Origin of the sequence: Roseibacillus ishigakijimensis (assembly GCF_016595415.1) — a bacterium.
Lineage (GTDB): Bacteria > Verrucomicrobiota > Verrucomicrobiia > Verrucomicrobiales > Akkermansiaceae > Roseibacillus > Roseibacillus ishigakijimensis.
This window is the reverse complement of the sequence record NZ_JAENIO010000012.1, coordinates 76,432-89,391: the sequence shown is the minus strand read 5'-3', so window position 1 is coordinate 89,391 and position 12,960 is coordinate 76,432. Positions and strand designations below refer to the sequence as shown.

The following is a 12,960-nucleotide window of genomic DNA, read 5'->3' as shown; positions in this document are numbered from 1 at the left end:
CCCCGCACTGTCCTATTCTGAACGCATCGATTTTCAGCTTGTCGAAAAAGAGCTTTGGAGAACTCGAAACCCCACCCCCTCAGCGAACAGAGCAATCAATTTCGCTTGGGCGTGCTCTTCAAAGGGGAGCCCCTAGGGATTCTCGCCCCTATCCCTCAACGAGAGAGCGGGCGGGACGGATTGACCTATTGGGGACGGAAGCAATGGAAAACGAGGGAACGGAAGGAAGATTATTCACCTTCTGAACCTAGGCGAACGAAATAAAAACATGGCACACACATGGCACAAGCGTCTTTCAATCGCCATAAGCCACTCTTTTTAAGAATGGTGCAGGCTGACGGACTTGAACCGCCGACCTACTGGGTGTAAACCAGTTGCTCTACCAACTGAGCTAAGCCTGCCTTGAAAATTTTGTCTTCCCGCTCGCTGCGAGAGGGCGAATTTGCCGGAGCGGAAAGGGTTTTTCAAGCTCTTCTTTTCTTTCTGGGAAAAGTTCTTTATTTCGCCACCGTGAATGCTCTTCCCGTGCTCGCCATTGAGACCAGTGTGGCCACTGGCTCAGTCGCCCTGTGCTCTGCGGACAAGGTCTGGCTCGATCGCTGTTTCACTGCCGGGCGCAAGCCCTCAGCCACTCTGTGGGAGCCTTTGCACGAGGTGATAAAGGAAGTTTCCATCCTGCAGGCAGTGGTGGTGGGAGTGGGGCCCGGCAGCTACAATGGCTCGCGCATTGGTATTGCGGCGGCGCAAGCAATCGCGCTCGCCCACGATTGCCCGGTGATCCCGCTGTCTTCCTTTGAGGGAGTCGCATTGGAGAGCACGGAAGGCTGGGCCATTGGAGACGCCCGACGGGGGTCTTTTTCCCTCCAGAAAATCGCAAACGGGCGCTTGGCGGGAGACTTCGCCCTCGTCGATGGCGATGAGCTGGTGCGGCGGGTTCAGGAGGCCTGCGATGAAGGTCAAGAGGTCTTCTCCTTCGACGAGCCTGCCCGCTTTCCTCTCTCCGACCCCTTGCGGAGCCGCCTCCAACACCGCAGCTCGGAGAGCAAACGGCTGGCGAAGGCCTATTGGCAGCGAACGCCTGCCGAGCGGGCCGTCCTCGCCACGCAACCGGCGCAACCGTTCTACCTCCGCGACCCTCACATCACTCCGGGCAAGCGAAAGTCGCTGATGAAATGACGCCGACGCTTTCGCGGGTCGCACCACAGCAAACCCATCAGCCTTTGAGCTGAATCGCCTGCCCTTCCAAGTCCTCCGGAGGCAAGTCGGCCCCATCGGCGGTGACGCACGAGACCGCCGAACGGGTGAGCTGGATATCGCCAAAAATGGTAGCGACCGCAGTGTCCGAGGCATCCAGACCAGTTGCGATACGGGCCATCCCGCGGGGGTGGGAAAGACGGGTGGGATCAAAAAGAAACCAGCGATCACCGACAAAAACTTCGAAGCAGGCATGAAAATCCGGCGGCTGCATGTGGGCCGCGTAGCCCGAGAAATAACGCGCCGGGATGGAAAGCGCCCGGCAAAAGGCAATGCCCAGATGAGCAAAGTCGCGGCAGACCCCCTGCCGCGTCTCGAGGATATCGAGGGCAGTGGTGGTGGGGTCGCTGGCTCCAACGGTGTAGGAAACATTCTCGAATATCCAATCCGAGATCGCCTTGGCTTTGCCCAAGGGACCGGCGACGTGACCGAATAATTCTTGAGCCAGCGAGCCTATCTCATCGGACTGGCAATAGCGGCTGGGAAAGAGAAAAGGAAGGGCCTCGGGTGAAAGATCCGAGATGGGCACCTCCCCGATTTCAATCACCCGCAGGGAATCGGGATCGGTTTCGACAAAGACCGAGTAATTGATCGCCAGGTCAACAACCGCCTGGGTATCGATGCGCACATAGCGATGCTGCCCGGACGCAAGTGGGAAGAAATCGCAGCGCACTCCCTCGGTGACCAGGAAGCTCTCCTCGCTGAGAATCTGCCGGGGAGACTCGTAGGCGTGAATACAGAGAAGAAGAGTGCCCCGCTGTTTCACTTCGTAACGCAGCTCGGCATCGACTTTGAATTTCATCAGGAAGAAGACTTTACGAAATTCATGCCAAGAAAAGGAAAAAAGTAGATTCTCAAGTGAGTTTTTCGTCACGAATCACGCCACAAGCCAGCCCGCGCCACACCGGGATAGGAATTAAAATAATACATTTTTAATAATCTTTATAAAAAAGATTGTTTGAAAAGGGATGGTGGGAATAGGCTGAGGAATGAAACAAATTTATCGAGCAACGAGCGTGACGGAATTAAATCTTCTGGCAGACCGCCTGAGGGAAGCTGGATTTGATGCCTTCGTCAGTAGCGAGGAGGCCACCACACCCACCCCAAAGGGAGAACCAACCTTCCCCGCTCTCTGCGTGAAAAAAGATGAGAACGCCGAGAGCGTGAGGCAGGAATTGTCGGGCTATTTGGCCGAGCGCGAAAGTCCGGGGGGTCCTTATTGGCTCTGTGCCGAATGCGGAGAACGATCGCCGCATTCATTCACGGAATGCTGGAACTGCCAGACTCCACGAATTGGACTCTTGGTTTAGAATCGAAATTCTAGAAGGCAAGGTCATCTCGAACAGGATCGACTGGCGACAATAAAGCCTGTTAACAATTAATCGGAAACGCTCCAAAATCGCGAGCCAGAATGCCGGTCGAACCCTGTGATTACCTTGCTAGCAAGATAACTGGTTCTTCGTAGAGACCACGCTAGCGGGTCCCGTCTTATTCCTAGCGGGGCTTTGCTAGGAAATAAGGCGATTCGAAGGTTGTTTTTACTCCCGGAACGTTTTATTGTGTCAGTATGAAAGAGATTTATCGCTCTCCCGATTTTACCTCTCTCAGCCTTCTTTCGGATCGGCTGCGGGATGCGGGCTTCGAGACCTTCATCCGCAATGAGGATGTGTCCTCGACCTGCTACACCGGGATGCCCGATTTCTTTCCTGCCATTTGCGTGCTCAAGGACGGGGAGGCGGTCGCGGCGCGCAAGCAAATTGACCGCTACCTCGCGGAGAGCAAGCAAGCTTCCGGTCCCTACTGGATGTGTGTGGCTTGCGGAGAGCGGTCGCCCCATTCTTTTGAGGAATGCTGGAGCTGCCAAGCTCCGAGAACCGGGGCGAGATGCTAAGATAGCCCGGTACTCTTAGGGATGCCCAGTTGTGCCGAAATCTCTTTCCAAAAAAAGCGCTCTCGGAAGAGCAGGGAAAGAAGTACCGATGATGGGAATCGAACCCATACTCCCGAAGGAACGCGATTTTGAATCGCGCGCGTCTACCAATTCCGCCACATCGGCTGTTTTTGCGTGGGCGCGAAGAATACACAGTTCTTCCGCCTCCTGACAAGACTCTTTCCGCGAAGTTTTTTAACCCTATTTTTTCTGCCTGAATGACGGGAGAAACAAGTGTTCTTCGCTGGGCTCCGCGCCCTTGTTTCGAGCTCCCTCCGGCACGCAAACCCCAACACCCCCGACGAGCCAGCCAACCGTCGGGCGGAAGGCCCGGGGCTGGCGAACCGGGCTTCACTTGCCGATAACGGTTGCGAGCAAGGCCTTGATGCGATCCGCTTCCCCGGTCTTTCCGCTGGCCCGGAGCCATTTTTCTTGAGCGCGGAGAACAGCGACATGATGTGGGGAGGCCAGCCGGGCTTTGGCGAAAAACTGGTTGGCTCCTTCCTCATCCCCGCGCTGGGCGAGATGGCGGGCAAAGATGAGGGCGGGCCGGGATTGGCTCAGGGGGGGAAAGAGGCCTTGCGGGGGTTCCAGCTCATCGACCGCCGAGCGGAACCAGAAGTCGCCCGCCGCAGGGTCCCCGGCACCCGCTTGGGCGGTGGCGAGCAGGCCCTTGGTCAGCATCCATTCCACCTTGAGGGCCCGACGAGTGCGTTGCCAGGACTGGCGGCTGCTACCGGTAGCCACCACTCCGGCGACCTCGCCGAGAAGCCCGTCACTGGTCGCGAGGGCGTTAAGCAACCGTTCGGCCTTGCCCCAGTCCTTTTCCCCGATGGCCTGGCGGCAGGAGAGAGCGTGGTGCCAAGCTTCCCAGGCCAAGACAGAAGGCGTCTCTTTGGCAAGCTGCTGACCCACTGCTTGCGCGGGCAGGCTGGCCAGCCCCTTGGCAAAATCGGCTGCTTCGCCCCCGGCGAGGGCCAAACGGGCTCCCAGGGTGCGGCCTTCCCAGAGCAAGAGGGTGGCCCCAGGGGAGTAGAGGCGTTCGTAGGGAACGTCCACCGCCGCCAGATCTTGGGCGAGAGCCTTGGCAGCCGCATCTTCTCCCAAGGCATGCAGAACGTGGGCGAGAGAGAGCTTGGCGCGGATGAGATTGGGGCAGTCGAAGATGCTCACCCCACTGGCAGCAAGGGACTTTTCGTAAAGCTCGATCGCGATTTGAAAGTTGGCCTTGGCGGCGGACAACTGCCCGGCCCGGCGTTCGAAGGTGCCCAGCAGCTCGCGATAAGGGGGAAACTCGGGAGCGGAATCAGTCAAGGTGCGCACCCGGGGAAGGAGCTTTTCCGCAAACTCGGCGGGAGGGGCCGGGTTTTCAATCTGCAGGTTGGCCCAGAAGGAGAGAGCCATACGGCTGTCGGGCTGTTCGGCCAAAATCGCCTCAATCTCTTCCACGGCGGCTCGCTGGCCGGGCCCGGGGCCGAGGAGTTCGTCATAGCCATCTCGTTGCAAAAAGGCAGCCATGAGCTGAAGCTGGAGATGATTGGGGTAATCCTCGGAAACTGCCCGGAAGACCCCCGGGGCCCGCTGGGGCTCATCCGAGAAGAAAACCAGGAGGGCTTCTCCCTGCGCCCGCTCCCCTTCCGTGCCCTTGCCCGCCGCGATGAGGGCGAAGAGACGATTGAGAGCGGCCGCCCGTTGTTCTTTGGCTTCGGTATTCGGATTCGCCAGGGAAAGCGCCATCCCCCAGTAGGCCATGAGGCAATCGGGATCTTGCTCCACGGCGGCAAGAAAATGGCGATAAGCCTCGAAGTCCCAGCCCCCATGAATGAGGGCCATCCCGTGGTTGACGTGTTGCTGCACCTCCGCCGAGCGGGCGGTCACGGCCGGATTATAGGAAACGAGTTCGGGATACCAGGGGGGTGCAGACAGCTCGGCCACCCCCGGCAGGCGGAGGGAAGCGGGATCCAAAGCGGCATCCGGCTCATCTTGGGAAAAAAGGAACCCTGCCGAAAGAAAAGACCAGAGAAACACCAGGGGAAACAAGCGCATGGGTGAACTCTCAAACTCCCGGTGTCCGGGAGCAAGGTGATTTTTCGGGAAAAAAGAGCTCTCAATCCCGCACATTTTGCCATCGATCTTCCTCCCGCCATCGGGCAGCTTGCGGGCGTGACGACGGTATTGGAGGTGATTGACGGGGGGACGGCCTACTTGGAGAAGCGAGGCGTCGCAGAAGCGCGGCTGAATATGCAACGTCTGGTGGGGCACCATCTGGACCTCTCCCGGGTGCAACTCTACCTCGAGTTCGACCGCCCCTTGGAAGAAGACGAGCTGGCACCCATCCGGGAAAGCCTGCGTCAGCGGGGTCAGGGAATTCCCCTGCAACACCTTATCGGCGAAGTCGAGTTCATGGGACTGGACTTCAAGTGCGATGCGCGGGCGCTCATTCCCCGTCCAGAGACCGAGGAGTTGGTGAGCCTCATTCTGCAGGAAAAAGAGACCTTGGCCCGACCCTCGCGCGTGCTTGATGTCGGGACTGGTTCCGGGGTCATCGGGCTTTCGCTGGCCCATCATTTACCCGCAGTCAGCGAGGTGGTGCTGGCCGACCTATCCCCCGAGGCCCTTTCCCTGGCCCGGGAGAATGCCCAGGCGCTCGACCTCCCTGCCACCTTCTGCGAGAGTGATCTTTTTTCCGAAATCGAGGGGACCTTCGACCTGATCGTGGCTAATCTGCCCTACGTGCCCGAGCGCGACCGCGAAAGCCTTGCTCCCGAGCTCCAGCACGATCCGGCCTTGGCGCTTTTCAGCGGACCCGACGGAATGGACCTGGTGCGCAAGTTCTGCGCCGAAGTCGCTGACTACCTGAATCCCGGAGGACTTCTGGCCATGGAGGTGGGCCACGATCAGGGAGCGGCCACCGCCGCCTTGCTGGCACGCTTTCCCTTTACCGACATTGACACCAAGGCAGATCTCTCCAAAGTGTCCCGTTTCCCGTTCGCGCGGCGATCTTAAGCATCAAATCCCCCATTCCACACAGACTATGGACACATTACTCGTTCACGGTGGCACCCGTTTGAAAGGCGCCATCAACATTTCCGGCTCCAAAAATGCCTCCCTCCCCATTCTGGCCGCCACTCTATTGACGGAAGAAACGGTGGTCATCAGCCGGGTGCCAGACGTCTCGGACACCAATTACATGCTGCAGATTCTGTCCGCGCTGGGGGCGGAGGTGGAGCGCTCCTCGGGCACGGTCCGCATTAAGTGCGCCAACATCGTGCCCGACGCGCCCTATGAACTGGTCCGGCGCATGCGCGCCTCCATTTGCGTGATGGGCCCCCTGCTGGCCCGCCTCAATCGCGCCACCGTTTCCCTGCCGGGAGGATGCGTGATCGGCGATCGCCCAGTCGACCTCCACCTCAAGGGCTTGGCCGCCCTGGGAGCGGACTGCGATGTGGAAGGCGGCAACATGGACCTGCGGGCCCCGGCGGGCGGCCTCGTCGGTCGCGAGCTCGATTTGCGCGGGAAACACGGCCCCACGGTGCTGGGCACAGACAACGTCATGATGGCGGCCTGCCTGGCCAAGGGCACCACCATCATCGAGTCGGCCGCCTGCGAACCAGAAGTCGTTGACCTTGCGAACTTCCTCAACTCCATGGGAGCCAGGATTGAAGGGGCGGGCACCCGCCGCATCACCATCGAAGGAGTGGAGAAGCTCGGCGGCACCGAGCACACCGTCATCGCCGACCGCATCGAAGCCGGCACCTTCATGGCCGGGGCGGCAGCCTACTCCGAAGGGGTCACCCTCCACCGGGTGGTGGAAAAGCACCTCCTTGCCGCCACCGAGGTGCTGCGCAAATGCGGACACCAGGTGGAATTTTTCAATGATGGCACCTCGGTCACCATCACTCCGGGAGAAAATCCGGTTGGCGCGCAAATCACAACCGCCCCCTATCCCGGATTCCCCACCGACATGCAGGCCCAGTTCAGCGCGCTCTTCGCCACCACCCCGGGCCTCTCCGTCATCGAAGACACCATTTTCCCCCAGCGCTTCATGCACTGCGCGGAGCTCTCCCGCATGGGGGCCGATATCAAAGTGGACCAAGGAACGGCCGTGGTCAAAGGCGTGGACAAGCTCTCCGGAGCCCCCGTGATGGCCTCCGACCTCCGAGCCTCCGCCGCTCTGGTGCTGGCCGCCTTGTCGGCCAAGGGCACCACCGCCATCAACCGCCTTTACCACATCGACCGTGGCTACGAGCACATCGACGAGAAGCTCCTTCAACTGGGAGCCCGGGTCGAGCGGGTGCGCGAGTGACGCGCCGATTCCGAACTGGCTGAGGGGCAGGAGTCGCGCTATTCTCGCCGCGATGCTTTCCCCTCTGCTTGTCCACGCGCTCGATTGGCTCTACCCGCCGCTCTGCACCCTTTGCGGTGCTGCCCTGCGGGGAGGCTGCCACCTGTGCGCGGACTGTGCCGGGCGTCTGCCGCGACAAGGGAAAAACGCCTGTCGCCGCTGCGGCCAAAACTTCGACGGCCCGCTCTCCGCCCCGGAAAGCTGCCCCAACTGTCGACAAGAGGACCAGTTCTTCAACTTTGCCACCGCCGCGCTGCGCTCCAGCGACGAAGCCATCCAGCTCATTCACGAATTCAAGCTCCTCAAGCGCCCCGAGCTCGGCCCCGACCTCGCCCGCTTGGCCGGACCGGTCTTCACCTCCGACCAGCGTCTTCGCGACCTCGACGATCCCCTCCTCATCCCCGTCCCTCTCCACCGCACCCGCCTCCGCGAGCGCCGCTTCAATCAGGCTGAAGTCCTGGCCACCGCCCTCGCCCGAGACCTGGGTTTGCGCTCTCTCTCCGCCCTCGCGAGAGTGCGGGCCACCCAGCGGCAAGCCACCCTCACTCGTCGCGAACGCCTGAAAAATCTCCGCAAAGCATTCCATCTGAGAAACTCGCCCATCCCCTTGGAAGGACGCGCCCTCATCCTCATCGACGACGTCTTCACCACCGGTTCCACCGCCCGGGAATGCGCGCGGGTCCTGCGCAAGGCCCGCCCGAGCCACTTGGCCGTCCTGACCATCGTGCGGGCTTAGGCCACAATGGGCAAAATCAACCATTGTCCCCAAGGGCCGGAAGGCTTATTCTCTCCCCACTAACGACATGGGCATCTTCAAAAAACCACCTTTGCGAGGCGGCAAGCGCAATCAGGACCTCCCCGATGATCTCTGGACCAAATGCCACAATTGTGACGAGTTGATCCACACTCTGGATCTGAAACAGCATCATCACGTTTGCCCCCATTGCCAGCAACACTTTCTCCTGCCCGCACGCGAGCGCATCGAGCTCCTCGTCGACGAAGGTTCCTTCGCAGAGATGGACCACGCTCTCTTCTCCGCCAACCCCCTCGGCTTTGCCAACTACCCCGAAAAAATCGCCAGCATGCGCGAAAAAACGGAGATGAACGATGCCGTGGTCACCGGCCGGGCCACCATCGACGGCTTTCCCGTGACCCTGGCGGTGATGGACTTCAAGTTTTTCGCTGGCTCCATGGGCTCCGTGGTGGGCGAAAAAATCACCCGCGCTATTGAGACGGCCACCCAAGAAAAGCGGGCAGTCATCATTGTTTCCGCTTCTTCCGGGGCCCGGATGCAGGAAGGGATGCTCTCCCTCATGCAAATGGCCAAGACCTGTGGGGCCCTCTCCCGCCATCAGGAGGCGTCGCTGCCTTATTTCTCAATCCTTACCCACCCGACCACCGGCGGGGTCACCGCTTCCTTTGCCACCATTGGCGACATCAATCTGGCCGAGCCCGGCTGCATGATTGGGTTCGCCGGACCTCGGGTGATCAAGGAGACCACCCACCAAGACCTGCCCAAAGGCTTCCAGACAGCGGAGTTCATGCTCCAGCACGGCCTCGTGGACGCCATTGTCCCCCGCACCAAGCTGCGGGAAAAGCTCGCCCAAATCCTCGCCTATCTCCTGCCGCGCGCTTGAGGAGGGGAAGCCATCCGCGAATTCCCGCCATGCGCGCGCTCACCCTCCTTCTCGGCAGCAGTTTGGCTCTGTCACCCCTGACGATCTCCTTGGGAGCAGACTTGGCCGCCGCCCGGCAAGCTCTCGCCGAGTCCCTCCCGGAAGTGGCCGCCGCCCGCGTCGAGCGCCTATTGCGCGACCAGCCCGATCTCGCCCCTGCGGAAAAAGACCAGGCCTACCTACTCTTGGCGGAGGCCCGGCTTCGAGCCGGAGAGATCACCCCCGCCCGGGAAGCTCTGGCTGCCGTCAGCCCCGCGCAATCCCCGGCCACACACTACTGGCGGGGCATCGCCTTCGCCCGGGAAGAGCAGTTCACCGCCGCCCGGAACGAGTTCGCCCTCGTCTCCGTCGACTCCCCCTTTTCCTCCCTGGCCCTCTTCAATGCTGCCCAAATCGGAGCCGCCCTCGATCAAGAGGAGAAAGCCCTTCCCCTTCTGGAAACGCTACGTGCAACGGAGCCTGATTTTCGTCCCCGGGAAGTGGCCCACCTCGAAGCCCGCCTCCATCTCGCCGCCGGGACCCCCGCCTCCGCCCGGGCCGCTCTCGCTCGCCTCGGTGCCGCCCAACAAAGCGATCCGACGAGTCAACTCCTCCTCGGTCAAATCGAGCTCGCAGCCAACCACCCAGCCGCAGCCCTCCCCGCCTTTGAAAAAGCAAGCCAAGGCCCCAGCCACCTGGCCTCGCTTGCCAAGCTAGGCATTTGCGACGCCCTCCTTGCCCAGGAGAAAGCCCCTGAGGCGCTCACCCGATTGCTGGACCTCCTGACCCTCGAACTCTCTTCTCCCCTGCTTTCCGTCCTGCCATCCCGCTTCGAGACCCTGCGTCATCTCGCGCGCGACCTCGCACCACTGCGCAGCTCCTTGCAAGAATTCGTGCAACCGGCCACCCTCGGCACCGATTCCAACAAAGCCACCCCGGCAAAACTTCTCGCCGCCTACTCCCTGGCTCGGATGTCCCCCCCCGATCAGGAGCAAGCGCTTCTAGCCCGCATGGCCCCTCTCGCCCCCGGCACCGCGCCTGCCAACCAGGCCCTCCTGCGCCTTGCCGAGATCGCGCTCGCCGAAGCCCGCCCCGAGGCCGCCGCCGAAGCCCTCCAAACCCTCCTTTCCACCACCCCCGCCAGCAGCCCCCATGCGGCCCAAGCCTCCGAGTGGGCCGCCCGCCTCGCCCTTCATCAGGGAGACCCCGAAAGCGCCCGCACCCTTTTTGCCGCCGCCAGCGCGCACCCCAATCCCGCCTTCGCGGAAAGAGCCCTCCTCAATCAGGCCCTCCTCACCATCGCGCTCTCCCCCGAGCAATCACCGACCGACATTTCCCTGGCCATAGACGACCCCGACGCCCGCGCTGCCCTGGAGTTCGCCCGCGCCCTGGCCCTCGCCCGCGAACAACGCCCCGCAGCCCGGCGGGCCCTCCGCCAAGCTCTCACCTCCTTCCCCGACCATCCCTCGGCCACGCAAGCCCGCCTAGCACTCTGCGAACTCCTCCTCACCGAGAACTCCCATGAGCTCAAGGCTGCCACCGAGGAGCTGGCCCTCCTGCCACCCGACCTGCCCCAGCCCCTTTCCCGCCAGGATTGCCGGCTTCGTCACCGCCTCGGCGCCCTCACCGGGCAGTGGGAAGCCGCCGTGCAAGCGGGAGAAAAGCACCTCAAGCGTTTTCCCAAGGCCGAAAAAGATCCCCACTTCCTCCTGCGTCATGCCGAGAGCTGCTTTCGCGAAGGCGAACTCAGCCGCGCCGAATTTCTCTTTGGAAAAATCGCCACTCTCACCAGCGGGACCGAGCTCGCAGAGGTCGCCCTTCTCTTTCAAGCCCGCGCCAATCTCGCCATCCCCACCAGCGAAGCAACCAGCGAGGCCCTCGACATCCTAGACACACTCATCGCCAAACAAGGCCCCCTTGCCAATGAAGCCCGCTTGCGCAAAGCGCACACCCTCTTGCACGTCTTGGGCCAAGCCGAATCCTGCCTGGAAACCCTCGGCGACCTCCCCAGCCCACCCGGAGAGCACCGCGCAGCCACCCTCCTCGCCGCCCAAGCCCACCGCGAACTAGCGGCCGGCGACCCCGTGGTAGCCGACCGGGCCATCTCCCTCTATCGCCAACTGCTCCACGACCCGGCCACCAGCTATCCCCAGTCCAACGAGCTCCACTACCTCCTCGCCCAGACCTTTCGCGAAAGCGGACGCCCCGAACAAGCCATCGAGCCCTGCCTGGCCGTCGTCGATGGAGAAAACCGCCAACCCGGGGAAACCGCCGTCGAATGGACCTACTACTACCGCTGCGGATTCGAGGCCATCGACATCCTCCTCGCCGCCGACCGGGCCCGCGCCGCCCTCATCCTAGCCCGCAAGCTGGCCGCCACCTCGGGACCAGGCGCCGAACAAGCCGAAGTGCGCGCCGAACAAATTCAACTCGAGCACCAGCTCTGGGCGGACTGAGCCCCACAGGCCACCCGACCATTCCAATGCCCTCCGGCCAACGAGCCGCCTCCCTCAAATCTGGGGAAGACTGGCCGCTGCAATCGCCTGCCCATGCCGCTTGATCTGCTCGTCCGGAGTGCTGATCGCAAGGGACGCCGCCAGAACCGGAAACTCATCCCGCACCACCGCACGCGCCTTCTCCAACAACACATCCCCACCCCTCCCGCTCAGAACACGGCCCAACAACTGCAAATGACGCACTTCGTAAAAGCGGGAAATCTGCGGGATGGCGTAGCCCAGATAGCTACCAATGGTCTCGTAGATACTTTCTGCCCGTTCATCACCCCGCTCCATCGCCTCCTGCACCTCCACCAGCTGTTCTGCCGCCGATAACGCGGGAGAAATACTCAATCCCGAAGCCGGAATGAGCCGAGACACCGCCTGCTGACTGAGATACTGCACTCCACATCCGCTGTCCCCCGACCACTCGTCCAAGGGAGCCTCCCGCTGAAAATCGATCGGAGCAAAAGCCAACTCGGAAAGCCAACCATTGATTTGCCCCCCGCCGTCCACATAGCCGACGGCAGTGCTGGTGCCCATCGCCAGCCCCATCACACAGCCTTCCCCCACCGCCATCGAGCCCGCCAGCGCCGAGACATCGCCATCATTGACGATGCGGAAAGGAACCCCATCCCACTCATCGGCAATACGCAAAAACATCCCTTCCACCTCATCCTGGAAAACGCGGTCCGGCACGCCTCGAAAGAGCGAGGCCACCTTGACTCTATTATCCACATAAACTCCCGCAGCCGAGCCTCCGATCGCATCAACCCGCGGCAAATGGCGGGCAGCCATCCGCAAACTATCCATCACCCCCTCGTAGTGATACCGAGGATCACTTTGAAAGTAAGGATCCCAGGGAATCTCCGCCGAGAAAATGACCTCTCCATCGATCACCGCCGCGCATTTCCGGTCAGAACCACCCAAATCAAAGCCGATCCGGCACCCCTCCAGATGAGAATCTTGCAAGCCCCTCTGACTATCCAGCCAAGACTCCTCCTCCTCGGCTCCATCCACTCCACCCTCCCGGATGGAAATGCCCTCGCCGAAGAGGCGCTCAACAAAATGATTATCAAAACTCCTCCTCCCATCACTGGCATAAATTTTCGCCAGGCCCGTCAAGGCCTCCGGCGCTCCCTGAATAGAAATCCGGCTGCCCCCCCGACTCCAAAGCAGAAACTTAATCGTTCTCTCAAGATAGCGACTGTTCCATTCCGCGAACTGCTCATCTTGCGGAAGAAGAAAGTCGCGATGAAGGCTCCCCCTTCCGTCGGGCCT

Annotated in this window: 10 protein-coding genes and 2 tRNA genes; 7 read left to right on the top strand and 5 right to left on the bottom strand. The window is 61.5% G+C overall.

The window, feature by feature from the left end; genetic code table 11:
- Positions 1 to 325 precede the first annotated feature (325 nt).
- Positions 326 to 401, bottom strand: a tRNA-Val gene (locus JIN78_RS06750).
- A gap of 1 nt (position 402) precedes the next feature.
- Between JIN78_RS06750 and tsaB the strand changes: the two genes are divergently transcribed.
- Entirely contained in the window at positions 403 to 1,176 is a 774-nt protein-coding gene (tsaB, locus tag JIN78_RS06745) for a tRNA (adenosine(37)-N6)-threonylcarbamoyltransferase complex dimerization subunit type 1 TsaB (RefSeq protein WP_200391189.1), read from the top strand.
- A gap of 37 nt (positions 1,177 to 1,213) precedes the next feature.
- On the opposite strand, the gene JIN78_RS06740 is transcribed toward tsaB, so the two are convergent.
- The gene (locus JIN78_RS06740; protein ID WP_200391188.1) at positions 1,214 to 2,056 is read right to left on the bottom strand and encodes a transglutaminase-like domain-containing protein; all 843 of its coding nucleotides are present in this window, start codon (positions 2,054 to 2,056) and stop codon (positions 1,214 to 1,216) included.
- Between the two features lie 765 nt (positions 2,057 to 2,821).
- Here JIN78_RS06740 and JIN78_RS06735 point away from each other — a divergent pair.
- Positions 2,822 to 3,145, top strand: coding sequence for a putative signal transducing protein (locus JIN78_RS06735; protein ID WP_200391187.1), 324 nt, complete (start codon positions 2,822 to 2,824; stop codon positions 3,143 to 3,145).
- An 83-nt stretch (positions 3,146 to 3,228) separates the two neighbouring features.
- Here the strand turns inward: JIN78_RS06735 and JIN78_RS06730 are convergent.
- Together JIN78_RS06730 and JIN78_RS06725 are read right to left on the bottom strand one after the other, a co-directional pair.
- Positions 3,229 to 3,310: transfer RNA gene (locus JIN78_RS06730), tRNA-Leu, on the bottom strand.
- Positions 3,311 to 3,535: 225 nt separating this feature from the next.
- The gene (locus JIN78_RS06725) at positions 3,536 to 5,230 is read right to left on the bottom strand and encodes a tetratricopeptide repeat protein (RefSeq protein WP_200391186.1); all 1,695 of its coding nucleotides are present in this window, start codon (positions 5,228 to 5,230) and stop codon (positions 3,536 to 3,538) included.
- A 21-nt stretch (positions 5,231 to 5,251) separates the two neighbouring features.
- Here JIN78_RS06725 and prmC point away from each other — a divergent pair, with 21 nt between their 5' ends.
- From prmC to JIN78_RS06700, 5 genes are all read left to right on the top strand, one after another.
- Positions 5,252 to 6,190, top strand: a complete 939-nt coding sequence (gene prmC, locus JIN78_RS06720; protein ID WP_200391185.1) for a peptide chain release factor N(5)-glutamine methyltransferase — start codon at positions 5,252 to 5,254, stop codon at positions 6,188 to 6,190.
- Between the two features lie 28 nt (positions 6,191 to 6,218).
- On the top strand, positions 6,219 to 7,490 hold the full coding sequence (gene murA, locus JIN78_RS06715) for a UDP-N-acetylglucosamine 1-carboxyvinyltransferase (RefSeq protein ID WP_200391184.1): 1,272 nt from the start codon (positions 6,219 to 6,221) through the stop codon (positions 7,488 to 7,490).
- Positions 7,491 to 7,542: 52 nt separating this feature from the next.
- Positions 7,543 to 8,265 (top strand): ComF family protein, encoded by a 723-nt coding sequence (locus JIN78_RS06710; protein ID WP_200391183.1) that lies wholly within the window; start codon positions 7,543 to 7,545, stop codon positions 8,263 to 8,265.
- Positions 8,266 to 8,332: 67 nt separating this feature from the next.
- A complete protein-coding gene (gene accD, locus JIN78_RS06705) occupies positions 8,333 to 9,166 on the top strand; it encodes an acetyl-CoA carboxylase, carboxyltransferase subunit beta (RefSeq protein ID WP_200391182.1) in 834 nt (277 codons plus the stop codon).
- Between the two features lie 29 nt (positions 9,167 to 9,195).
- Entirely contained in the window at positions 9,196 to 11,640 is a 2,445-nt protein-coding gene (locus JIN78_RS06700; protein ID WP_200391181.1) for a tetratricopeptide repeat protein, read from the top strand.
- Positions 11,641 to 11,694: 54 nt separating this feature from the next.
- On the opposite strand, the gene JIN78_RS06695 is transcribed toward JIN78_RS06700, so the two are convergent.
- A complete protein-coding gene (locus JIN78_RS06695) occupies positions 11,695 to 12,804 on the bottom strand; it encodes an ROK family protein (RefSeq protein WP_234037844.1) in 1,110 nt (369 codons plus the stop codon).
- Positions 12,805 to 12,960: the final 156 nt, after the last annotated feature.